At 22.5% G+C, this 24,632-nt stretch carries 23 protein-coding genes; 16 read left to right on the forward strand and 7 right to left on the reverse strand.

Going from position 1 to position 24,632, the window contains the following annotated elements; translation table 4 throughout:
- Positions 1-40 precede the first annotated feature (40 nt).
- The 4 genes from AAHM89_RS02345 to AAHM89_RS02360 all read left to right on the forward strand — a co-directional run bounded on the left by AAHM89_RS02345 (position 41) and on the right by AAHM89_RS02360 (position 4,146).
- Positions 41-805, forward strand: coding sequence for an ABC transporter ATP-binding protein (locus AAHM89_RS02345; protein ID WP_342266830.1), 765 nt, complete (start codon positions 41-43; stop codon positions 803-805).
- Positions 805-2,217 carry an ABC transporter permease gene (locus tag AAHM89_RS02350; protein WP_342266831.1) on the forward strand — a complete coding sequence of 471 codons (1,413 nt, stop codon included), beginning with the start codon at positions 805-807 and terminating at the stop codon, positions 2,215-2,217. Before AAHM89_RS02345 ends, AAHM89_RS02350 begins: the two co-directional genes overlap by 1 nt.
- Positions 2,218-2,674: 457 nt before the next feature.
- The gene (locus AAHM89_RS02355) at positions 2,675-3,811 is read left to right on the forward strand and encodes an MATE family efflux transporter (protein WP_342266832.1); all 1,137 of its coding nucleotides are present in this window, start codon (positions 2,675-2,677) and stop codon (positions 3,809-3,811) included.
- Complete coding sequence (locus AAHM89_RS02360) at positions 3,790-4,146, forward strand: hypothetical protein (RefSeq protein WP_342266833.1); 357 nt, start codon at positions 3,790-3,792, stop codon at positions 4,144-4,146. The genes AAHM89_RS02355 and AAHM89_RS02360 overlap by 22 nt, the downstream gene beginning before the upstream one ends.
- Positions 4,147-4,178: 32 nt before the next feature.
- Here the strand turns inward: AAHM89_RS02360 and AAHM89_RS02365 are convergent, their stop codons facing one another.
- Positions 4,179-5,087, reverse strand: a complete 909-nt coding sequence (locus AAHM89_RS02365) for a hypothetical protein (RefSeq protein ID WP_342266834.1) — start codon at positions 5,085-5,087, stop codon at positions 4,179-4,181.
- Between the two features lie 457 nt (positions 5,088-5,544).
- Between AAHM89_RS02365 and AAHM89_RS02370 the strand changes: the two genes are divergently transcribed.
- From AAHM89_RS02370 to AAHM89_RS02435, 9 genes are all read left to right on the forward strand, one after another.
- Positions 5,545-5,967 carry a transposase family protein gene (locus AAHM89_RS02370; RefSeq protein WP_339045912.1) on the forward strand — a complete coding sequence of 141 codons (423 nt, stop codon included), beginning with the start codon at positions 5,545-5,547 and terminating at the stop codon, positions 5,965-5,967.
- A 44-nt stretch (positions 5,968-6,011) separates the two neighbouring features.
- Positions 6,012-6,398, forward strand: coding sequence for a transposase family protein (locus tag AAHM89_RS02375; RefSeq protein WP_342267295.1), 387 nt, complete (start codon positions 6,012-6,014; stop codon positions 6,396-6,398).
- Between the two features lie 417 nt (positions 6,399-6,815).
- Positions 6,816-7,160 carry a hypothetical protein gene (locus AAHM89_RS02380; RefSeq protein WP_342266835.1) on the forward strand — a complete coding sequence of 115 codons (345 nt, stop codon included), beginning with the start codon at positions 6,816-6,818 and terminating at the stop codon, positions 7,158-7,160.
- 174 nt (positions 7,161-7,334) lie between these two features.
- Positions 7,335-7,529: a hypothetical protein gene (locus AAHM89_RS02385; protein ID WP_342266836.1), complete on the forward strand. Its 195-nt coding sequence runs from the start codon at positions 7,335-7,337 to the stop codon at positions 7,527-7,529.
- 3,733 nt (positions 7,530-11,262) lie between these two features.
- Positions 11,263-11,556, forward strand: a complete 294-nt coding sequence (locus AAHM89_RS02415; RefSeq protein ID WP_174481144.1) for a hypothetical protein — start codon at positions 11,263-11,265, stop codon at positions 11,554-11,556.
- A gap of 23 nt (positions 11,557-11,579) precedes the next feature.
- Positions 11,580-13,238: a DAK2 domain-containing protein gene (locus AAHM89_RS02420; RefSeq protein ID WP_342266837.1), complete on the forward strand. Its 1,659-nt coding sequence runs from the start codon at positions 11,580-11,582 to the stop codon at positions 13,236-13,238.
- 53 nt (positions 13,239-13,291) lie between these two features.
- Positions 13,292-14,107, forward strand: coding sequence for a hypothetical protein (locus AAHM89_RS02425; protein ID WP_342266838.1), 816 nt, complete (start codon positions 13,292-13,294; stop codon positions 14,105-14,107).
- Positions 14,108-14,907: 800 nt separating this feature from the next.
- On the forward strand, positions 14,908-15,912 hold the full coding sequence (gene argF / locus AAHM89_RS02430) for an ornithine carbamoyltransferase (protein WP_339039716.1): 1,005 nt from the start codon (positions 14,908-14,910) through the stop codon (positions 15,910-15,912).
- 205 nt (positions 15,913-16,117) lie between these two features.
- Positions 16,118-16,441, forward strand: a complete 324-nt coding sequence (locus AAHM89_RS02435) for a hypothetical protein (protein WP_342266839.1) — start codon at positions 16,118-16,120, stop codon at positions 16,439-16,441.
- Between the two features lie 4 nt (positions 16,442-16,445).
- On the opposite strand, the gene AAHM89_RS02440 is transcribed toward AAHM89_RS02435, so the two are convergent.
- Positions 16,446-17,069, reverse strand: a complete 624-nt coding sequence (locus AAHM89_RS02440; protein WP_342265927.1) for a DDE-type integrase/transposase/recombinase — start codon at positions 17,067-17,069, stop codon at positions 16,446-16,448.
- A 172-nt stretch (positions 17,070-17,241) separates the two neighbouring features.
- Positions 17,242-18,219 (reverse strand): IS3 family transposase, encoded by a 978-nt coding sequence (locus AAHM89_RS02445; RefSeq protein WP_342265776.1) that lies wholly within the window; start codon positions 18,217-18,219, stop codon positions 17,242-17,244.
- Between the two features lie 111 nt (positions 18,220-18,330).
- On the opposite strand from AAHM89_RS02445, the gene AAHM89_RS02450 reads away from it, so the two are divergent.
- Complete coding sequence (locus tag AAHM89_RS02450) at positions 18,331-18,699, forward strand: hypothetical protein (protein WP_342266840.1); 369 nt, start codon at positions 18,331-18,333, stop codon at positions 18,697-18,699.
- A 342-nt stretch (positions 18,700-19,041) separates the two neighbouring features.
- Here the strand turns inward: AAHM89_RS02450 and AAHM89_RS02455 are convergent, their stop codons facing one another.
- A complete protein-coding gene (locus AAHM89_RS02455; protein ID WP_342266841.1) occupies positions 19,042-19,266 on the reverse strand; it encodes a hypothetical protein in 225 nt (74 codons plus the stop codon).
- 356 nt (positions 19,267-19,622) lie between these two features.
- Here AAHM89_RS02455 and AAHM89_RS02460 point away from each other — a divergent pair, with 356 nt between their 5' ends.
- Entirely contained in the window at positions 19,623-20,075 is a 453-nt protein-coding gene (locus AAHM89_RS02460) for a hypothetical protein (RefSeq protein WP_342266842.1), read from the forward strand.
- Positions 20,076-20,077: 2 nt separating this feature from the next.
- On the opposite strand, the gene AAHM89_RS02465 is transcribed toward AAHM89_RS02460, so the two are convergent.
- Positions 20,078-21,199 (reverse strand): Mbov_0401 family ICE element transposase-like protein, encoded by a 1,122-nt coding sequence (locus AAHM89_RS02465; protein WP_342266843.1) that lies wholly within the window; start codon positions 21,197-21,199, stop codon positions 20,078-20,080.
- Between the two features lie 474 nt (positions 21,200-21,673).
- Here AAHM89_RS02465 and AAHM89_RS02470 point away from each other — a divergent pair, with 474 nt between their 5' ends.
- Positions 21,674-22,027 carry a hypothetical protein gene (locus tag AAHM89_RS02470; protein WP_342266844.1) on the forward strand — a complete coding sequence of 118 codons (354 nt, stop codon included), beginning with the start codon at positions 21,674-21,676 and terminating at the stop codon, positions 22,025-22,027.
- Here the strand turns inward: AAHM89_RS02470 and AAHM89_RS02475 are convergent.
- Together AAHM89_RS02475 and AAHM89_RS02480 are read right to left on the reverse strand one after the other, a co-directional pair.
- A complete protein-coding gene (locus tag AAHM89_RS02475) occupies positions 22,024-24,048 on the reverse strand; it encodes a hypothetical protein (protein ID WP_342266845.1) in 2,025 nt (674 codons plus the stop codon). The two genes, AAHM89_RS02470 and AAHM89_RS02475, sit on opposite strands and share 4 nt — an antisense overlap.
- Positions 23,999-24,595 carry a hypothetical protein gene (locus AAHM89_RS02480; protein ID WP_342266846.1) on the reverse strand — a complete coding sequence of 199 codons (597 nt, stop codon included), beginning with the start codon at positions 24,593-24,595 and terminating at the stop codon, positions 23,999-24,001. Before AAHM89_RS02480 ends, AAHM89_RS02475 begins: the two co-directional genes overlap by 50 nt.
- Positions 24,596-24,632 lie beyond the last annotated feature (37 nt).

Here is a 24,632-nt window from a genome sequence, read left to right on the forward strand (position 1 = left end):
AAAAGGGCTAAGTGGCACTATTAAGTGTTTAATTAGCGCTATGGTTGAAACACACGGTGATTTAATTATTCATGGTAAGCGTTCATGAACAGTTGAAGCAAAAAAACAAGTAGGTTATATTCCAGAAGCTGCAAGATTTCCTAAACGAATTACTACTTATGATTATTTAATTTCAATGGGACAAATTAGTGGTTTGAAATATAAAATTGCTAAGGAAAAGACAGAAATGATTTTAAAGGAATTAGATTTATGGAAATTTAAAAAACGCAACCCTAATGCTTATTCTTCGGGTATGAAGAAAAAGGTGTTATTAGCACAATCACTATTAAATAATCCAGATGTCTTAATTTTAGATGAACCAGCCGCTAATCTTGATCCAACAGCAAGAACAGAATTGTTTAATGATTTAAGAAAGCTTCGTGAACAAGGTAAAACTGTTTTTATTTCATCACATATTTTATCTGAATTACAAAATTTAGCCGATGAAGTTACTGTTTTAAATTATAGTAAAGTTGTTTATACAGGATTGGTTAATAAAACTGATTCATTATATGAAATAAGTTCTAATAATAACAATAATAAATTAATGAAGTTATTAATAGATAAAAAATTTTCAGTAGATGTTAATGAAAATCGTTTATTGGTAAATATTAAAACTGAAGCACAAGTTGCAGAAGTATTAGCAATTGCTTTAAGTGCTAATATCATCATTACTTATTTAAAACCATATACTGTTGATTTGCAAACAATGTATGAACGAATTGTTATGGAAGCTAATGATAAAAATAAGAAGGGAGAAAAATAATGCCAATATTTCGTTATACTTTTAAAAAGATGATTGCTACTCCTTCAACTTGAATTATTTTTATTATAACTTTAATTTTTCTTGCTTTATCTTGGTCTTTAATATCGTTATTTGTGGGTTCTGAAGCAATAAAACAATTAACTTATGATCAAGCATTAAATTTTTATGTACCACAATGAAAAGTATTATCGTTCTCGGTACTTTTATCAATTATGATTTTTGTATTTATTTCAGTTAAAGCAACACAAGTTTTTCGTGATGAAATTGATGATGGTACTTTATTGATTTTAGTATCAAAGCCAGTTAGTAGAACTAGAATTTGAACTGAAAAGTTATTATCTTTACAAGTGGTAATTATTTTATATTTATTTTTATCTATTTTTATTGCTAGTTTTGTTATTGCTATTCCTGGCATTAGTAGCTCAACTATTTATAATGCGGTATTTCCTTATTTATGAATTTTATTTGGTGTTGCTATTATTTTTGATTTAATTATTTCTTCAATTGCTATTTTATTTTCATTAATTTTAAATGCTAAGGCTTTAGTTGCAATTATGATTGGAATGGCTGCTTTATTCAATATTTTTGCGACATTAATTAATGGTTTAGTAACATTAGATCCTACATATTATGTTGTTTCACAGTCATTAGCAGTTTATAATAATGTAAAAGCTAAATTAGATAAAACTGATATTGATTGAATTAATGACGTATATAGAAAAGACCCAACAACTACTATTGAATCTATTCAAAAGGCTATGTTTAGTATTTACGATACATATATTAAAGAAGTTAAGTATCCTAATAATTATGATTATCAAAAAGAACAAACAATAGTATTAGCAATTAAGAATGGTAGTACTAGTACTCCACCAACTACTGATGCTCCTAAGGACTTAGTTACTCATATTTACAATATTAGTAATGCTTTTCGTCAATGAAAAGAACAAAGTTTTGAAGAATTAATGACAGGTAAAAAAGTTGGACTAGATAACCTTGGTCCCAAAAGATCAAATGGTGTTGGTAGCAATAATGTTGATTATTCAGTAAATCTTATGATTACGGGTTTAAATACATCTCTTTCTCAATCCCAATATGATGCTCTTAATACTAAGACATCACAAGTTAAAGCAATGCGTTATTTAAATATTTTTTATCAATTAAAATATATTTGAGATGGAATATCGACTGAACAAAGTTCAATCTTTGCTTATCCAAGTGAGTATGCTATGACAGCAGATCCTTATTTAGTTAGTTTTAATAAAGTTAACACAAATTATCAAGTTGATACCAATAAAGCAACTAATAGTAAAATTCTTAATTTTCCAGTTTTATTGACTGTGTATGTTTTGCTTGGTATTGGTTTATTGAGTGCTTCATGATTAGTATTTAATCGTAGAGATTTTACTTAGCAGTTTAGTATCTTTTATAAAAAATCAACATCAAAGATGTTGATTTTTTATATATTAAATTTCAAACCTCATTATAAATTATGTATGTCAATTATTTTTGCTTAAATGATGTAAAATTATTATTATAATATAGAGCAAATTAATGATAAGGGTGAAATTATGAAAATTAGTGGATTTAAAATTAATAATAGAGCACAAATCCACATAAAATTAGTAATTTTTTTGCTACTAAAAAATGGTATTTATTAGCATTAATGATTATTATTCCGGCAGTATTGCAACAAATATTATCAGCATCAATGAATTTACTAGATAATATTATGGTTGGAGAATTAAAGGATAGTTTTATTAGTGATTTAAAGCCAATGAATGAACATATTAGGGATATTTTACTTCATTAGGACTTTGAGATAATTGAAGTTGATGAAAAGATAATGGTTTAGAACATTTTTATCATTTGCAATATTCAGCAGGACAAATTGCTGTTTCGGGAGTTACTGCTTCTAATCAAATTTTTGTTATTATTTATGCCGTTATGGGAGGTTTTATCAACGGTGTTAGTATTTTTGGTGCTCAATTTTATGGCGCTGGAAGATATGGTTCTTTAAGACAAACAGTAAGAATGAGAATTATTTTTGGATTTTTAATTGGAGTGATAGTTATTATTTTATCTTATACAGTGGGTGAATATTTAATTTCTTATACTACTAGTCCTAGTAGTGCATTGGATAAATTTAATCAATTATGTGCTGCTAAAGAATTAACTCTTAATGATATTAATGAGTTAAAGGACATTTTAAATTATAATCATGCTTTTGATGAAAATTCACTTATTGATTTTATGAATGTTCATAATATTGATAAAAACGATCCCCAATTTGTACAAATTATTTTACGTTATTATGAATTTCATTCAGCATCTTTAGCAACAGCACAAGGTATTGATTATAATCAATGAATTGTTTTTTCTTATCCATTGTTAGGAATAAACTTTGCTTTTGTTTCAGTATTTATTAACTTTTTATTAAATTTATTATTAATTAATGGTATTGGTGCAGTTGCAGGAATTGGAGCACGAGGTTCAGCAGTTGCTACTTTAACAGCGAGAATTGCTCAGTTGGCATTAATTAGTAGTTTTATTATATGAAAGAAATATGAATTTCAACCAAAAGTTTTGAAAATGTTTAAGATTAGGGGTGATTTATTTAAAAAAATTATAATTAAAACATGGTCATTAATGTTAAATGATTTATTATTTGCAGTTGCTACGACAATGATTATTAGATTAATTTCGCAATGAAGCTTTGAAGCATTAAGTGGTTCGGCAATTGCTTCCACGATTAATACCATGTTCTATACTTTATATATTGGATTTGGTATTGCTTCTTCGGTGTTAATTGCCAATCGTTTAGGTGCCGATGATTTGATTGGTGCTAAATATAATGCTAAACATTTAATTAGGTTAGGCTTTTTTGTATCATTATTTTTTGCTGGCTTATTAGTTTTATCTTCATTTTTTTACCACAATTATTATTTAATGCAACAACAGAAGCCTTACGAATTTCTAGTTGAATGATGCGTGTTGATGCCATAGTTTTTAGTGCTTATACTATTTTGTATACTTGTATTTATGCATTTCGTGCTGGTGGCTTAGCAATTACTGTTTTACTTGTTGATAGTTGTTTTACTTGATGTTTTTCAATATTAATTTTATTTATTGAGGTACATTATAGTCCTTTAGATATTGTTTATATTTATGCTATTATGCGTTCTTGTGATGTTATTAAAATGATTATTTCTTTATTTATTTATCATCGTGGTAAATGAGTAAGAAATTTAGCAAGTAGTATGAATAAAGTATATCCAGAATCTCCACCAGTAATTGATATACCAAAAGCAAAAGATAAAGTTGATATTGCTAATTTCTAAAGATTGAAAATTTATTTAAATATATTTAATTTTTAAAATTTTACTATTCTTGAATTAGTTGGCTTTATTCTTTGCTTATAATTTTTTGTTGGAATATCATTTTCATATTTACGTAGTGTTTGTTCTCAAGGGATGTCTTTTTCTTTTTGTTTATTAATAGGGTTAGATATTTGTGGTTTTGGTTGTATTTTTAGAGGTACTGAAATATCTGAATTTAAAGAATCTGTTGATGTAGATTTTGAATTAAAGCCTTCATCACTACTGTTAGATAATAATTGATTTTCCAAATCACAAATTTTTTCACTAAGTTGAAATATTTTTGATTCAAATTGTTCAACTATTTGCTCATTGACTTCGACAATTGTTTCTTTTTCTTGCTGTTCTTTTTGATTTATTAAATCAATTAATAAATTATTATTATTATTTAACAAATTATTTTTATCTTCTAATAATTTGTTTTCATATTCAGTTATTTGATTAATATTAGTTATTAAATTTGCGTATTTTGTTTGTTTTTCAATATAATTTGAATTTAAAATATTAATTTTTTGTTGATTATTTAATTTTGTTTTTTTAAATAATTCACAATTTATTTCTTCTGTTTCAATTAAATTATTAATACTTTTATTTTTATTTATTTTTCCAAATGAAAAAAGATTAATAAAAAAATTTTTAATTTTGTTAATTTTTTGTTCCTTTAATTTATAGATTTGAATATTAAATTGAAATACTTTATCTTCTATTTCTTTATTTTGTTTAATTCAAAATTGAATGGTTTTTTGATAATTATTAATTTCTTTTTCAATTTTCTCACTTTTTTCAATAAGTTTTATTTTTTCTCCTTTTAAATTTAGTAATTGTTTTTTAATTTTTTCTACAGTTTCATAATTTATTAAATATGCTTTGTTAGTAAATATTTGTTCTTTTTTAATTGTTTTCATTTTGTCCCCCTTTTAAAATAAAAACCTATTTGTTAAAAAATAAAACAATAGGTCAAAACTATATCTTTAGTTTACAAGTATTATATCTAATATTTTTTTGTAAACGAGAAATTACTTTATTTGTAATATTTATTATAAGAAATTATTTTAGTAATAAAATGAAATATTAAATTTTATTAAAATCAATATTTGTGATAGTATTATTAATAATTTAATATATGTTCATTACTAATATAAGTATTTTTTATTTATATTAGTTTTTTATTAAATTATATTAATCAGAAGGATATTTTTCATAGATTAGAAAGAGAGAAATAAAAATGGATATTAGTAAATCTTCATTTGCTTCTTCAATAGACATATTCCGTAATTAAATTTTTTAAAAGTCAATTAATAATTTTAAAATTTATTTTATAATTTTGTTATTAACAATAAATTTAGAAAAGTGTTGATAAAAATGATTTTTGAAAATTTAAAAAAATTAAAAAATGAAGAATTTTACAGATATTTTGGTATAAAACGTTTTCATTTTAATGAAATGTTAGAAAAATTAATTGAAATAGAAAAATTAGAAAAAAATAAAGGTCGAAAAAATAAACTTTCAGTAGAAGAAAGATTAATGATGACTTTATTATACTGAAAAGAATATTATACTTTTTTTCAAATGAGTATTAAATCTAAAATGAGCCCATCAAGTTGTTTTCGAAATATTACTTGAGTAGAAAATAAACTTAGTAACCACAAAGATTACCAATTTTTAAAAGAAAGATATAAATTAAAAATTGATAAAAAACAAGAAAATTCAAATGAATTTCAATTTTATTTAATTGATTCAACTGAGATTGAAATTGAAAGACCAACTAAAAAAAACTACAGTTAGAATATTTTTCTGGTAAAAGTTGAATGTATTCTATAAAATTTTAAATTGTATATGATTTTTTTAATAAAAAAATTGTTGATATTTTTGCTGATAATGGTAAAGTGCATGATTTTCAAATATTAAAAAATTCAAATCTTGAATTTTCAGAAAAAACAATAATTATTGGTGATTTAGGATATCAAGGTATACAAAATATTTATAAAAATACAATAATACCAATTAAAAGAACTAAAAATAAAAAATTAACTAAACAAGAAAGAAAATACAATAAGATTGTATCTAAAATTAGAATTAAAGTTGAACATGTCTTTGCTTGATTGAAAAGATTCAAAATTTTAGTAAATAAATGTAGAAAATCTAAATTTAGACTTATGTACTTAAGATTTAACTTACTTTGTGAAATTTTTAATAAAATAAAACCATTAAAATAAAAAAAATATTAAAAATATTTTTTTAAAATTTAAATTTTTATCGAGTTAATATAAAAATATTATTAACAATTTTTTGTTTAAAATGTAAACTCATTTTTTTTAAACTATTTTTTCAAAAAATATTTATTTCTATATTCAATAACACTAAATAGTTTTAAAACAATTTTATTGACAATTAATTAAATTTAATTACGGAATATGTCCAATGCAAGATGAAAATAATTATGTAGTGGAAGTTGTTAAACCTTCACTATCAAGAAAAAAAGTTTTCGAAAGAAATTTAAAAAAAATTTTGTAAAAAATTTACCTATAATAACTGCCGGTACTGCTACAGTAGTAACATTAGCGGTTGGTGGAATTGATGGCTTTCAATGTTCTGATTTAGGAATAGCAGCTAGTGCAGGTACATCTGCTGCTATGATGGGTGCAGTTATTAAAGCTACGATTAAACAAAATAAACAAGAGAAAGTAGAATTAGAAGATGAGAATAATGAAAAATCAAGTATTCTTCAGAGAAAATTAGAAGAATTACAATTAGAAACAGTAGGAGCAAGAATTCTTAAAAAACAATTAAAAAGAACTAAAGTTGAACTTGAATTAGTTAAAGCAAGAGAAGAATTAGCAAAACTTAATAACATAACTAGTTTAAATATTACTTCATCACCGATCCCTCAAGAATTTAATTTAGCAAAAGTAGTAAATGGAGAAACAAGTAATAGTTGTTCATTATCAATTCATAAAAAAATACATACATATATATAAAAATGTAAATAAACAATTGAAAAGGATAAAAGATATGAAAACAGAATTGCAAAATTTAAATGATTGTAATAATGAAACTGTTGTTATTGCAAAAAAAATTTAGATAAAGAAAATAAAAAATTTTATTGAAAAACTGGTATTCAAGCTGTTATAAGTACTGCTGCTATTACTGGCTTGTTTGTAAGTGGTGTTGGGTTAGTACCAATATCTATTTTTTCTGGAAGTGTAATAATTGGTAATACACTTTCAATTTGAGCAGAAAGAAAAAGAAGAAAAAATGTCAAAAAATTTTTTCAAGAATGAAATAAAAAATTAAATAAGGAATTAGAAATTAGTAAAATAAGATCAGAAATACAAAAAGAAAGATAGAAGCAGAAAATTTGATTAGGGAAAAAGAACTTGAACAATTAAGTCTAGAAAGAAGTAGGGTACAACAAGATATTTTAACTAAGCAGTTAGACCTTGCAAAATTAGAAATGACTACCACGTTAGAAACAGATAAAACATTAGTACAACCTCAATTAAATGGTACATTAAAAGTAGAAAGTTTATTTGATATTTTAGAAAAAAATAGATTAGCAAAAAAAGAGAGTAGAAGGAAATTTTTTGAAGATGAATCATTAGATGAAAGATTAAATATTGAAAAAATTAATAAATCAGAATCACAAAATCAACAATCTTTAACAAAAAATTATTCGCAAGAAAGTTGCAAATTTAAAGTTTATTAAAAATATTATGATACATTTTTATTAAGTTAAATCTAAATTTTAATTTTCAAGAAGTATTTTTATAAAGGTTATATTTTCATTTATATTTCATAATTGTCGTTAAACATGTTAATCATCATTTATGATAGAATTTAATATATGAGATTTTAGAGTTGTGAGGTTTTAGTATGGAAGTGTCAGCAGAGAATTATAGAAACATTAATTCTCATAATCGTTGAGGAATTATTGTTAGTTCGGGATTAATGGCAATAACTTTGATTATAAGTTGAGTATTATGACTTATACTTTATCATACTAATGTTAATGAGATTTTAGTAATTTTAACTGAAGTAATTAATAGTAAAGGCATTACATTTACTCTTACTTTTCAGATTTTAACAATTTTTACTTTAATTTTTTCGGTTATTACTCTAGTGTTTATTACAATTCCATTTATTTTTTTAAATAAATATGGAGTAATAACTTTAGTATGAGCATTAATAGTAGTAGTAATTTCGCTTGTCTTACTTATTGGTTCAGGATTATTAATAAGTTATGGTTATAAAAAAATTTATAGTTATGTTATGGACAAAAAAATTATTAATGTTTTATTTTTTATTTTACCTTGAGGCTTTGCATTAATTTGTAGTTTCTTTTTAGTACTTTTTTCTTTATGATTAATAATGGCTAATTTAAGAAATAAATCAAAAAAAGCGTTATCATTGACAAATAATAATGCTTTATCAGCAACAGAAATACCCGCAAGTGTTGAACAAAATTCTCTTTTTGGTGAACAAACTATTGGACCATCATTTACAGATCGATTTTTTAATGAACATGATAAATCAACACAAGGTATAAATATAGTTATTAATAATACTGGTGGAGGTGCACTTCCACAATCAAAATTACTTGATAATCAAGTAACTAGTAATCCAAATCCTGTTCAAACTAATAACAGTAGTAATAACAGTAGTAATGTTGTTAATAGTGAAGTAACTTGAACACCACAACAAATTGAAGAAGTATGAAATAAAGGAGAAATTATTGATGATTATAATCCACAGTTATATCGAAAAGACTATGCGGGTGCGCTAATGTTTAAAAATAACTTTATTAGTAATGTTAAACTTAATGATGATCCTAAAAGTTATAATTGAACTATTATACATCAACGACCTTTATTTCATGGAGGTACTTCTGATATTAGTAATTTACAACCAATGAATAATACTAATGCTATTACTAAAGGTAATAATTATCCACGTTGAAAAACAGCTATTACTTTTAATGGAAAACAAAATTTTTTAAAACAAAAATCATGAAAAGATAAAAAATAGAGTATTAATCATTAATTTAACTGAAGATGATATTAAGCATATTATAAATATAATTGGTATTTTGCTTAGTTGTTAATAATTTAAATTTAATTACACTATTATCTTTTAAAATTTATTTGTTTATGGGAAAATGTATATAATAATTAAAAGATAGGAGCAATTAATCATGCAAGTTATTGTCCATGGAAAAAATATTAATATTACTTATGAAATTAAAAATGCTGTTGATAAAAATTTTAATTATTTACAAGAAAAGTATTCTAAATATATTAAAAAAGATATGATTGCTAAAGTTGGTATTGAAAGAAATAGTAATCATACATATAATATTTCCGTTCATATTCAGTTATTAAATAATAATTTTTTACAGTGTTTAGTAGAAAATCACGATCTTTATGTTGGCATTAATAAAACATTAGTTCCGTTGGAAAAACAATTAAGTCGTTTAAAAACGGTTGCTGATAAAACTGGTGCTGAAAGCGTTGGTCAATTTATAACTAAAGAAATTCTTGATGATAATAGTGAAGTTATTATTGACGTAACAGAAAATAAAGATTAAAGAAAACGTTTATGAAAGTATACAATTATTAGCATTAGTTTTTTTATGTAAATATGATGCATCATATTTTTCACTTTCTGCATCTTGTGCTTTTTTTTGTAAATTTTCTTCTGGTGTTATTTTTAAATTTCGCTTATAAATATTTGTATCCATTTTGTTTATTATTAAAATGGCATATTCAAGACTTTTTTTTATTTCTTTAATTAATTGTATATTTAAATTATCTTGATAGTTTTTTGTTGAAATATGTTTCTTTTTTTTGTTATCTCTAATTCTAAAATGTTTGATATAGTTATAGTAATAAAAAATATAATAGATATTTTTAAAAGTATTAATAATTTTTTTGTATATTTTTCAATAAAAAAATCACTAATATCACTATTAGTTGCGTTATCTTTTATACAAATTTTATAAAAAATTATAGTTAAAGTAGTTGTATTATTAAATACTTCACTTACTTCTTTTTCAATTTCTTTTGTTAATTTTTTATTTATTGTTATTAATGGAATTTTAATTTTATGATGTGTATCATAAAATTCTTTTATTAATGTTTCTAAATCCATATTTTTTGTTTTATTAAATTCATTAGCAATTTTTTCATTAGTCAAAAATGTAATAAATTTTTGATCTAGAAACCCATTGACTGTTGTATAAAAATATATAATTTTTTCTATTAAAGTTTTGAATATATATTCACAAAAAACTTTAGCATATTCAGTGGGATCTGGTAAATAATTAGTAGATATTTTTAACATATTATTGTTCCTTTCAAAATCATTAAATTTTATGTATATAAAATTTCAATACTTATTATAGTTAACACTTTTGAATGTTAACAATTAAATATTATTTTATATTATATAAAATTACAATTGTTAATAAGTGGTTGAACATTAAATTTAGTTATTAAGAAGTTAATATATTTTCGTTATCATTAAATTAATTTTTATTTTAAAAAGTGATAATCTTTTTATATAAAATAGGAGGTAATTTATTGAAATATGTAATTGTTATTGTGAAAATTGTAATTGAAATTTCTGCAAAAAATAAGATTACGATTAAAAACACAAAAATTCCTAAAATTTATATAGTAAATTTTTGAAGTATAGTTTAATTATTAATTATACTTTTGGTTAGTTAGTATTTTATATATTTTAAATTTTATTATTTTCTATTATATAATGTTTAAGTATAAAAATAAGACAGTTAAGAATAAGTAATTATTTAATTATTATTGTATTACTTTACTAAAAGTAATATTAATATTAATTTTTAAAATTATAGATAGTATTTTATATTTAATAATTAGGTAGTTTAGTTTTTCTTAATTATGTTTTTATATAGAAAAAACCATTATCAATATATAATATCTTTATCTTTAAGATTATTATTGTCTTGATATATTATATTAGGTATAATATAAAAGACTATAAAAATTATAAGAGATTTTATTTTATATAAATTTAATTTATTATTAATATAATAGGGGTGATTATGTGGAGAAAGATAAAGATATTATGAACATTATTAAAAAAGCATTATCAGAAAGTATTTTATCTGTACCAGGTGTTGCCAATATTTATGAAAAAGATAATAATTATGGAATTAAAGTTAACAAGTCTGATTTAGGTTGAATTATTGATATTAATATAGTTTGTTTTTTTAATAATAATATTTGAAATATTATGAATCAAACTCAGAAAAATTTAAAATATATTGTTGAAAAGATTATTAAACATCAAGACTATATAGTACTTAACATTTTTGTTCATGATTTAATTGAAGAATAAAAGAAAATATAAGGTGAAATTAAATGAAAAAAATTGATATTAAAACCTTAAAAGTTATGCTTATTAGCGGTGCTAATAATCTTTATAATCATCATTTTGAAGTTGATAAATTAAATGTTTTCCCAGTACCTGATGGTGATACTGGAACAAATATGAATTTAACAATGATGAATGGTATAAAAGAATTAAATGGCAAAGAATATGATAGTTTAAAAACATTTGCTACTACTTTTTCTCGTGGTTTAATGATGGGTGCGCGTGGTAACTCTGGAGTTATTTTATCTCAAATTTTTCGTGGTTTTTTTCAAACTATAAAAACAAAAGATTTAAAAAATGATTTCATTAGTAATGAGGATTTATTAAAATCTTGAAAAAGTGCGCAAGATTATGCATATCGTGCAGTTATGAAACCAGTAGAAGGTACTATTCTTACTATTATTAAAGATGGTGCTAATTATATTAATGAATTAGAAATAACAGGCAAAGATTCGCTTTATATTTTTGAAAAATTACTAGAAGGAATGAATGAATCATTAAAAAGAACACCTGATTTATTGCCAATTTTAAAAAAAGTAGGAGTTGTTGATTCGGGTGGTGCTGGTTTAGTTTATATTGTTGAAGGTATGGTGTATGGTTTAAAGTACGGTAAAGCTATTTCACCAAAGAAAAAATTAGAACAACAAGATACAGCAAAATTAGAAATGGTTTTAAATCAAGAAAACTTTGGTTATTGTTCAGAAGTTATTGTAAAACTAAATAAAGTTAGTAAGTTAGATTTTAATTTAAGCAAAACACGAACTGATTTAGAAACAATGGATGGTCAATCAATAGTTTTAGTAGATGATGAAGATTTAATCAAAGTTCATGTTCATACTTTAAAACCAGGTCAAATTTTAAATTATTTTCAGAAATTTGGTGAAATTTTAAAAGTAAAAATTGAAAATATGACCGAACAGGCAAAAGCACATACACAAACTATTAAACCAATTCGTAAATTAAATAATAAATTTGCTTTAATTGCTGCTGTTCCTGGTAGAGGAATTGAAACCTTTTTTAGAGATGAATTAAAGGTTAACAATATTATTATGTATTCAAAAAGAATTAATCCATCAACAGATGACTTTTTAAAGGCAATTGAAATTGTCGATGCAAAAAATGTCTTTATTTTGCCAAATGATAGTAATTTATTTTTAGCAGCAGAACAAGCAAGAAAATTAGAAAAAAAATCAAAAGTTTTTGTATTACCTGCTAAAAATATTGCTCAAGGTATGCGTGCAGCTTTAAATTTCAATCCTGAATTAAGTGCAAAAGAAAATAATAAAAATATGTGAAGTGAAATTAAATATGCTGCTTTTGGTTATGTAACAGTTGCTGATCGTGATGTTGAAATAGATGGTATTAAAATTGGAAAAAAACACTTTTTTTCTGCTGTTAGTTTTCGTAATAAAGATGGTAAAGAAAAAATTATTGCTTCAAATGAAAATTTATTTAATGTAATTAAAGTATTGTTTACTAAATTAATTTGAGATGGTGCAGAAATAATTACTATTTTTAAAGGTAAAGGTTATTCAAAAGATCAAATTAATTTTATGAAAAAAATTTTAGATGAAGATTATGATATTGAATATGAAATTGTTGATGGTGATCAAGAAGTTTATAACTTTCTTTTCGTGGTGGAATAATACTATGTTATAATATTGTAGACTCTATTCAAATAGTTAGAAAGGAGAAGATTATGACTAATTTATTATTATCCTCAGTTAATCCAAATGATCCAAAGACTTGATCAACTAGTTTAATTGTTTTAGCAAGCTTAGTAGCTATTGTTGGTGTAATTTTGTTTGTTGTTACTATGATTTGATTTTTCACTTGAATTAAGTATTCTTGATTCCATCGTGAAAATAGTGCTAATTTAACTGGTGGCGAGTTATCTCAAAAATATTTAAAAACATACGGTATTAATGCAAAAAGAATAAAATTTAAGGGATTTGGTAATATTAATAGTATTACTGTTGAACCTAGGTTTTTTTATTTAAGGCCATATTTATTTAATAATGGTAATTTTACTTTAAGACTATTACCATGAACTTATCACCGTCGTTCTATTTATACTTTAGCAATGGCAATGGAAAGTACTTGGGCAGTAAGTAGTTCAAATAGTAGTCGTTTTAATACTTTTTGATGAGATTTTTCTCGTAAAATAACATTATTTTTTGTTTTAATTCCTTTTGCACTTGCTATTCTATTTGCTCTTTCACCTGCTAATTCTTGAATTACCTTATCAGCAGCGAGCGCCAATATACTTTCAATTGTTTTATCAATTTTAGGTAGTATTTTATTAATTCTTTTTTCTTCAATGCAAATGATTTTTTATGTTAAATCAAGAAAAGAAATTTGTCAAAATCTTGTTGGTATTTTAAATGAAAAAGAAATACGTGCTATTAGTTGAATTTTCCAAATTAAGTTTATTTATTACTTGATTCGTATGATTTATGAAATATTACAACTTATTTTACGTATTGTGATGTATACACAGCAAAATGAGAAATAATAAAAATTTGTACCTAAATTATAGGTACAAATTTTAAATTTAAAATTATATTAAGTTTTATTGATAAAACATTATTTTCAAAACTTTTATAAAATATTCTATTTTAGTAAGTTTTAAAGTTTTGTTTTTTAATTTTACATTTAATTACTAAACTAATATTTTTCATTTTCATTTATTATTGTATATTTAAAATTTTATTTTGATAGTTTTAAATTTTAAGTATACAATAAAATACACTTATTAATTTAATATATATATATTCATTAGTAATTTTTTGTATATTTATTGCAAAAATATAAAAAAAGGTTTTAAATGTTAACTATGAGAGAGAAAAAAAGAATATTTTAAGTTAAGGAGAATACTGAATGCAAAGTAAGTCTGCTATTAATATATATATATTCAGAAATTAATAAATTAAAAATAGTTTTATTACTTGCTAAAATTTTTATCAGAAATGGTATTAGAGTATTTTATATTAAAAAGTTTGTTGTAATGAGTATTATCCAAGATAAAAAAATATGTTCTTACTTAATCAATCAAATTTTGAAAGAATGGAATTCTAAAAAAGAATATATTATTTCACTAGAAAAATATTTAAAACAACTTTCAGTTCAATAATTTATTAACAAAATAATTACTTGCTGTTAATAAATTTGAGTTAAAAATTAAATATAATAATACATATCCATGTTTATGAAATTACTAATTCTGAATTGTCATGTGGCCAGAGTGTTGCCCATATTGTATATTAATGTTAAATTAAATAAAGATATTAGGAATTGAAAGGAAGAAAACATATCATGGCTATTAATTTAAAAGGCAGAAATTTTATTTGTTTATTAGATTTTACTTCAGAAGAAATTTATTACTTATTAGAATTAGCTGCTACTTTAAAAATTGCAAAACAAAAAGGAATAGAAAAACAGCCATTAAAAGGTTATAGTGTTGCTTTATTATATCGAAAAGATTCATTAAGAACAAGAAGCGCGTTTGAAGTTGCTGCTTGTGATTTAGGAATGCATTCAACATATTTTGATCCAACTAGTAGTAAATTAGGAGTTAAAGAATCAATTATTGATACCGCTAAATTTCTTGGTAGAATTTATAATGGTATTCAATTTCGTGGATATAAACAAACTGATGTTGAAGAATTAGCTGAAAATGCCGGTGTTCCGATATGAAATGGCTTAACTGACTTATATCATCCAACACAAATGCTAGCTGATATTATGACAATTCAAGAGTGTAAAAAAAATAAAGATGTTAAAGGTATTAAATTTGTTTATTTTGGAGATGCTCGTTTTAATATGGCTAATAGTTATATGATTATTAGTGCAAAATTAGGAATGAATTTAGTAATCTGCACTAATAAAAATTTATGACCATATCCTCAACTATTAAAACAATGTCAAGAAATTGCTCAAGAAACGGGTGGTTCTATTATTTTAACAGAAGATTATAAAACAGCAAGTAAAGATGCTGATGTAGTTGCTACTGATGTTTGAACATCTGTATGTGAAGATAAAATTTTATTAAAACAACGAATTAAAGAATTAATGCCATATCAAGTTAATGATGAAAAAATGAAAATTGCAAAATCAGATGTTATATTTTTACATTCTTTACCAAGTTTTCATGATGGTAATACACAAATTACTCAAGATATTGTTAAACAATATGGTGGAACAGGTGAATTAGAAGTTACTGATGAAGTATTTCGATCTTCTGCATCAAAGGTATTTCAACAATCAGAAAATTGTTTACATACTATTAAAGCTGTAATGTTAGCAACTTTGAAAGGATAATATATGAGAGTATATTAATAATGAAAAGAAGTTTTAATTATTTTATTATTTAATAAACTTATTTCCATTAATTAGTTTTTATTATTCTTATTTTAGAATATTAAATATATTAATTAATTGTTTAATAAAATATTAATGTTAGTTTTTATGTTAAGATATTAATAATTAATTTTATTAACTCAAATTAGAAAAATAGGAGTAAATTATGATAAGACAAGAAAGAATATCAGAAGATAGTAGACAACAATTAATATATAATTATCAAGGATTAAATATATGAGAAAAAGTGGGTATTATTGGTAGTGGGTTTTTGCTTAGTACAATACCAGGAATTGGTATAACATATTTATGTAATGAAAAAATTGTTAAAGCACTTGGTAGTAATGAAAATAAATTTTCATTACCAATTCGAATGCTAATTGGTGCTGCTACTAGTTCATTATTAGTATTATTTATTTTGGGGCCATTTGTACACAAAAAATTATTTCCTGGTGGTTGGCCCTTAATTACTGGACCATTTTTGATATAAAATTCTAAATTTTAATTTGTAAAATTGGTGGTTTTAGAAATTTAGAATGTATTCTTTCATAATTATAAAACATAACATATTGATTTACATCATTTATAGCTTCATTGATGGATAAATATTGATTTGATCCTTTAGGCAGTCATTCTTGAGATAAATGAGAAAATCAGTTTTCAGATAATACATTACCACCAATATCATAAGGTTGTTTTTTGCTTAAAATTATTTGTTTATCCTCTGCTCATTTTGTGATATCCTGACAATAAAATTCGTTGGCGTTATCTGAATGTAAAATAACATTTTTTACTTGATTTCAAGAAAATTGTTTGTTGATTTTTTCAAGAGCAGGAAGAATTAAATCCTGATATGATTTATTAGGAGCAATATTATAACTAACAACATTATTTGAATAAAAATCAATAATTACAAAAAGATATAATCATCCTTCTTTAGTATTTATTTGTTTAGTGTCCATTGATCAAATTTGATTTGAAGAGGTTGTACTTTTATAATCTTTGTTTACTTTATCCATTGTAGGTATTCACTTATTTGGATTTTTTTTGTTTTTAGGATAGTTATTTTTAGTTTGTTTTAATCCTTGAATATTGTGTTCTTTCATAATTTTTCGCATTTGTTTTATTGATAATTCTATATTTAAAATGATATTTTTTTCTTGTTTTAATCACTCTTTAAAAGCTGAAAAAATTCTTAAATATCCATAAATTCTGCCTTTTCTTGTAGAATGAAATTCGATTAAAAGGGTGGTTGCCCCTTAATTACTGGACCATTTTTGATATAAAATTCTAAATTTTAATTTGTAAAATTGGTGGTTTTAGAAATTTAGAATGTATTCTTTCATAATTATAAAACATAACATATTGATTTACATCATTTATAGCTTCATTGATGGATAAATATTGATTTGATCCTTTAGGTAGTCATTCTTGAGATAAATGAGAAAATCAGTTTTCAGATAATACATTACCACCAATATCATAAGGTTGTTTTTTGCTTAAAATTATTTGTTTATCCTCTGCTCATTTTGTGATATCCTGACAATAAAATTCGTTGGCGTTATCTGAATGTAAAATAACATTTTTTACTTGATTTCAAGAAAATTGTTTGTTGATTTTTTCAAGAGCAGGAAGAATTAAATCCTGATATGATTTATTAGGAGCAATATTATAACTAACAACATTATTTGAATAAAAATCAATAATTACAAAAAGATATAATCATCCTTCTTTAGTATTTATTTGTTTAGTGTCCATTGATCAAATTTGATTTGAAGAGGTTGTACTTTTATAATCTTTGTTTACTTTATCCATTGTAGGTATTCACTTATTTGGATTTTTTTTGTTTTTAGGATAGTTATTTTTAGTTTGTTTTAATCCTTGAATATTGTGTTCTTTCATAATTTTTCGCATTTGTTTTATTGATAATTCTATATTTAAAATGATATTTTTTTCTTGTTTTAATCACTCTTTAAAAGCTGAAAAAATTCTTAAATATCCATAAATTCTGCCTTTTCTTGTAGAATGAAATTCGATTAAAAGTTGGCATATTTTTTGATATTTATGATTGCATTTAATAATATGATTTTCTTCTTTTTTAATAGGTTTTTGTTTATTTTTTAAAAAGTAATATGTTGATCTGTTTAATTGAAGATATTGACATAGGTTTCTAATTGAATATTGATTTTTACAATCATCAATAATTTTAATTTTTTCTTTGATATTTAATTTGTTAATTACTAATGCTATTTGTTTAATTTTATCCATTAATAAAAATCCTTTCAGGTTAAAATTAGTGTTAATTATATAACACAATTGTTTTTAGAATACATTCAGGTTTTTTAAATTAATGGTCTAGTAAAAAGGGCTAAGTGGCAAGTGGCAAGTGGCCCTGAATGATATGAAAAGAGAGCAGAAGCAAGGTATATAAATAAAACTATTAGTGAAATTGAAAATTTAAGAAATGATTTTGTAAATATAAATAATAACTGAAATGAAAATAGTACAGTTAGCTTAATGGAAATATTAACAAAATTGAACAATAAAAAAGAAGAATTACAAAATAAAGAAAAACCATTAATGTTTCATTGAGAATTGGAAAGAATGGTAGATAATTTAATTATTGATGTTAATAATCAATTAATTAGATTTGATCCTATTTCAATTAGAGCAATTAATGATATGTTGGATAATTGAGATAATAATTCAGAATTAAATGATAGTAGTCAATCTTTAATTTGTTATTAAAAATGTTATTCTTTTAAATTAAAAAAAGAATAACATTAGTTAATTTATTTAAAAGTTTTTATATGCTATATACTACTTTTTGTGCTAGTTTATTTTTTACTATTTGTGAGTTTTCAGAATTAAGGAACTCATATTTTTTTTCATCTTTTATTTCTTCTATTTCTTCTTCTTCAGGACTTTGTTCTTTAATGTTTGTACTAGTATCAATAATAAAAGAACTTAAATTTTGTTGTGATTGGGTTGGTGTGCTATCATAGTAAATATCAGAAAGTAGCGTTAATGTGTCTGCTTGTTGATCTTCAAATTCTAAAAGACTTGTAGTATCACTTTTTTGATTATTTGTTATGAAAAGACTTGTATATATATATATTCAATTTGTTCAGTTAATTTAATTTTTATTAAAACATTATTGTTATTTTTTAATGATATTGTGCTTATTAAGTTTGTTTCTTTTAATAGTGCTTGTTCTTGATTAAGTTGCAAACCATTTAATAATGGTATTGATTTTCCATATTTTTCTTTAGTTTTTGTTATTCGTTGCTCATAGATTTTCTTGTATTTTTTCAAAAATATTATTGCTTTATTTTTTGTTTTAAAATAATATTTATTAGAGTTATTTTCAAGATTATGTTGTGAGAGATAGTAAGAAGTTAAGTCTATATCTTGTGCATATATTGTAATTTCAATAAAATTAATTTTAAAATTTTCAATTTTTTCTATAAGTAAAATTTTGAGAGATTGTCAAAAATCCGGAATAAATTAATTCATATAGTCTTATTATTATGTTAGACAAGAAATAATTAGGATTTTTATGAAATTGTACATTCATCTTACTATTTTTTAAAAGATATTTCAACTAAAATACTTATATTAAATTTTAGTAAATGCTAAACTTATGAAATAAAGTTAAGGAGATTTTAAAGATGAAACTCAAAAAATTACAGTTATTAACTGTATTACTATTCGTTTTAACTATTTTAATTATGATTATTGGACTATTATTATTAGATTTATTTCATGGAAAAGAAGTAGTAACTATTAAAAATAACCATTTATTTAAAAATATAAAACCTTTAATATATGAATATAATGGTTTTACTTTATGAAGTAAATATAGTTGATATTACATATTAACTAATAATACTATTTCTCTCAAAAATTTTGGAAATGAATATATTATCCATAATTATTATAGTTATTCTTTATTACAGTTAAAAATTGCTGTTATCTTTTCTACAATTATAGTCCCAATTTTTGTATCTATAATTTTGTCATTAACATTTTTAATTATTGGTTTAAAAATAAAAATAAAAAATAATAATTTTTGGGATGCTATTGCAAATTGTGAAATAATAAGCAACTATTACATTCATTAAAACTATGTTTCTAAATTTATCTTATTACATTTAAAAATAACCATTTTAATATAAATTAAAATATTATATGTTTTATTACCAAGCATTTCTTTTAAAACATGTCAAATATTAGTTTCAGTATAACAACCAACATTTCATTTTGCACCTTGATTTTCAATACCATTTTTATTATTTTTAAAATATTTTTTCTTTAATTTTTTATGATTATCTAATTCTTTATATAAATAATCAATTAATTGTTCATATTTACCATTATTAATTAAATTTTTACAGTGATTATATTCTTTTAAATATTTTCCTTTATTTCCAGCCATTATTCCAAGATATAATGTTCTAATTAAATGGAATTTATCTAAAACAAATTGTGCACCTAAATAATCAGCAACTTCTTTAATTCATCCTGCACTATCACCACAAATAATAATTTTTGCTTGTTCAATGTTTTCATAAAATTTTTGACAATGTTCTTTAACAAATTCAGCAGTTTTTTTAACTCCAATTTTTGTTTTTGTTGGTCTAATAATTGCTTTTACTCTTTTATTTTGTACTTTGTGATTAATATTATCTGTATATGTTACTATTAATCGCATAGAATGTTTTGTACCTTTACGTTTTAAATTTCAAAATTTTCGGTGACCATCATCAATTGCTACAAAAATAGGCTGATTTTTTTCTAAATTTACTTTTACTGGATTTGCTTCAATTACTTCTAAATTTTTAAAAACTCTATGAATAGAACTAAGACTAATATTTGCTTTTTTTATAATATCTCAAATATCTCTGTATCTTTTTCCATCAGCAAAATATTCAATAATAGTTTGTTCAATATCTTCACCTATTCTTTTATATTTTGGCAGTTCTAGTATTTCATCAACTAAACAAACACGAACTCATTTTTGTAATTTTTCATTAAAATATTCATAAATTCTTCTTTTATAAGTTACTAATCCATACATTATTTTTCTTGTTCGATATTGATAATCAACAATTTTATATTTCTTTTTATCTCTTGTATTTTTTATTCTTCAATCTATTTTTTCTCATTTATTTGTTATATGTTTTAAAACTAATTTATCAATTTTTGCATTTTGTTCTCTAAAATTTCATTTATAATTAAAATTCAAATTTACTTCTCCTAACTATTTTAAAAAAATCAAAATTTATTGTAAATAATTTAAAATATTAATTTACTTGTTTATTATATACATATATAAGTGTAATTTAAAATTCAATAAAAAAACCACTTTCATATTTAAAATATAATAAACAATTTCAATATAATTAATAGTATAGGTATCATAAAATAAACGCCTTTAATTTAGGCGTTATTTTGCATTTAAAAGCATACTTGTAAAAATAATATAAAATAGTACAATTTAAAAGTAAAATCAAGGAAAAAAGGAGTAATTTAATATGAAAAAAATTATGACAACGATTTTATATCTTGCATCAATACCATCATTTTCTATAAGCACTTATCGATGTTCATTCACAGGATATACTATTCAATGTAATGATGGTACTTGAACTAATAGTCATGGTAAAGGTGCATGTTCATGCCATGGCGGAATAAAAAAATAAAATAAGGAGTAATTAAAATGCAAGATAGCAAAGAACTAATAAAAGATGTCCAAAGTGTGACAAAACAAAAAGGAAAAAAAATAAATAATTTTAAAAAATGAATTAAAACAAATTATAAAAAAATAATATTATGAAGTGCTGTTATAACCGCATTATTATTAAGTATAATGTCATATTATAAAACTTATAATTATAAGTCATATTTAGGACATGACTATACAGTCTACTGGGGAGGGGCTGGAACAACAATATGAGAAACTAAAAATTTATATGATGAAAATAAAATAGATTTATATTTTGGTATTAAGCCAACATTTAAAGATGATATAAAATGAAATGGTCAATATCCTGATGGATATTTTGATAATTAAATTTCAATATTTATATATGAAATATTTTCATTATATTTATCAAATAAATTTATATTTTTTAAATTTATTTCTTGTTTATCAGTTATTAAAGTTAAATCATAATTTCCAGAACCAAATATTCCACTAATTTCAATCCGATTTAAATTGTTAATCGGATTTTCAATTTGTAATTCAAATTCATTAATATTATCAATTTGTGAAATTTCTTTATAAAATTCTAGTTTTGAAAATAATTGAGATTTATTTGAACCATATAAATTTAATATATCTTTAATTTTATCTTTATTAATAATTGTTTTTGTAAAATATTTACCATATTCACCATTACTTAATGTTCAATCAGCAGGAATTAATGATGGAATATTGTTACTTTCTAATTCATTTGTAATAGATAATCAATTAAACTGGTTATCATCTAATTTAAATAATTCATTTTGGCTAATATCATTATTTTTTAATTTAATATTATTAATATCTGTAAAGTCAAAATACTCAGATTTTAAAACTACTTTTACATCTTTGAATTTTCAAATTTCTTTATCACTTGGTTTTATAGGACTTGATTTTAATTCGAAATAATAAGGTAATAATATTTTATTATCATCGTTTAATCCTTTATTAATTGATAATGATGAATAAATATATTTTGATAACATAATAAATACTTGTTTAAATATTTGTATTTGTGGTAAAGTTATATAATTTGGATATTCAAACTCTCATTGTTTAAATAAGTTAGTAATTATTTCATCCGGTTTTTGTCCAGAAAATGTATCACGTAATTCTGCCATTTTATTTTTTGCTTTACCTTTATCATCATATTCTGCACCATTAAAATTTCTATTATAATTATATGTATAACTTAGCATATCTAATAATAGTTGTTGTAAACTATCAATTGTTGGTGCATCTTGTATTTCAATTGCTATACTTTTAAATCTATTATTGGTTGCAAGATAAACATATCATCCCTCATTACTATAAGATAAAACTTTTTTATCTTCTAAATGTATTTCGTGTTTTAATGGTCAATTACCATCTCAAACAGCACCCATTTCTCAACCTAGTCAAGTATCAGTTACTCTTGCATTATTAATAACTTCTTTTCTTGTGACAGTACCAGTACTAATTTTAATTAAATCTAAAACTGATTTTTCTTGTCCAATAAATTGTTTTGCTAAATTTCAAGGTAAAATTTGTTCACTAAATCATTGTTGTAATATTCTAACTTTTGGTTGAGTTTCAATAGGCATTGATAACAGCGGAAATGCTATCTTATCTTTAACAAATAACTTTGGGTATACTTCCATATTGTCAACTTCACCAAGTACTTTTATATTGCCAAAAATCATGCTTCTAGGGGCTTTAATTTTTAAACCAATTACTTTGGTATCTTTATCTAATGGTTTTTGTAATTTAATAATGATTGGATAACCATCTCTTGTTTTAAAATCTTTAATTTTAATAATAGTAATACTTTTAGTACTTCTTGTTTTTGGATTTTGATAAGGTTGAGAATAGTTATTAATAATATATAAATTATCAATATTATTTTCAGTTAATGGTTCATTAATAGATACTGCATATAATTTAAACTGATTTAATAAATTTATTTCTTGAAAAATTAAATTTTTAATATCAGTCATACTATATTCAATAGTATTATCATTAATATTTGTGCTAGCTCTTTGATTTAATTGCATAGTAAAATCTGATGTTTCAGCAGCAGTAGTTTTTAATACTTTATCAATATTAATAAAACCAATTTTAATAGTATTTGCTGAAAATCTTAAACTATTATTTTCATTATTTTTAAATAAACGTTCAATTTCATAAATATATATTGTTCTTTTTTTAAATTCATCATATGCTCTATTAATATCTGGGTCACTAGTAGCACCTATCATATTAGTAAAGTCATAAGGAATATTATCAATTAAATAATCATTTTCTACTTCTGCTTGATTAAGTTTAGTTTGTTTCTGTGGAAACTTCGTTTGTGGTTTGTTGTTGTTTTCCATTGTTCTCTCCTATTAATTGGTTATTTTCGGGATTAAATAATTTTAATTTAACTGTTAAGTTATTAATTTCTTGTTCATCATTAATATTAAAGGTTTTACTATTTAATAAATCTTTGTCTAAACGTATTAATATTTGAATAAATTTAAGAATATCAATATTAAATTGTCATAATTTTTGTTCAATATAATTAATAGTTGAAATATTTACAGCTGTACTTTCAGGAACTGATTGTTGTGCAGATTTCTTTTGACTTGGTATATGAATACCACAACGTTTAAATATTTCATTAACATTTCAATCGTATATATCAGTTAAATTTTTACCTTTAAAATTACTATTTGTCATATTGATATTTTCGTTTTGTTCATTATTATCTCCGCCACTTTTAAATATGTAGTTTTTAGTAACTAATGTTCTTACTGCTTCTTCTAATGTTGATTGAACATTACCATAAGTTTGACTAAATATAAATTTAGGTGAATTTAAAATGGTATCTAAAACAATTTGTTCATAAATAACATCTAATGCTTTAATTTTATCCGCCACTTAGCCCTTTTTACTAGACCATTAATTTAAAAAACCT

Source organism: Spiroplasma endosymbiont of Villa modesta, assembly GCF_964030925.1.
GTDB lineage: Bacteria > Bacillota_I > Bacilli_A > Mycoplasmatales > VBWQ01 > Spiroplasma_E.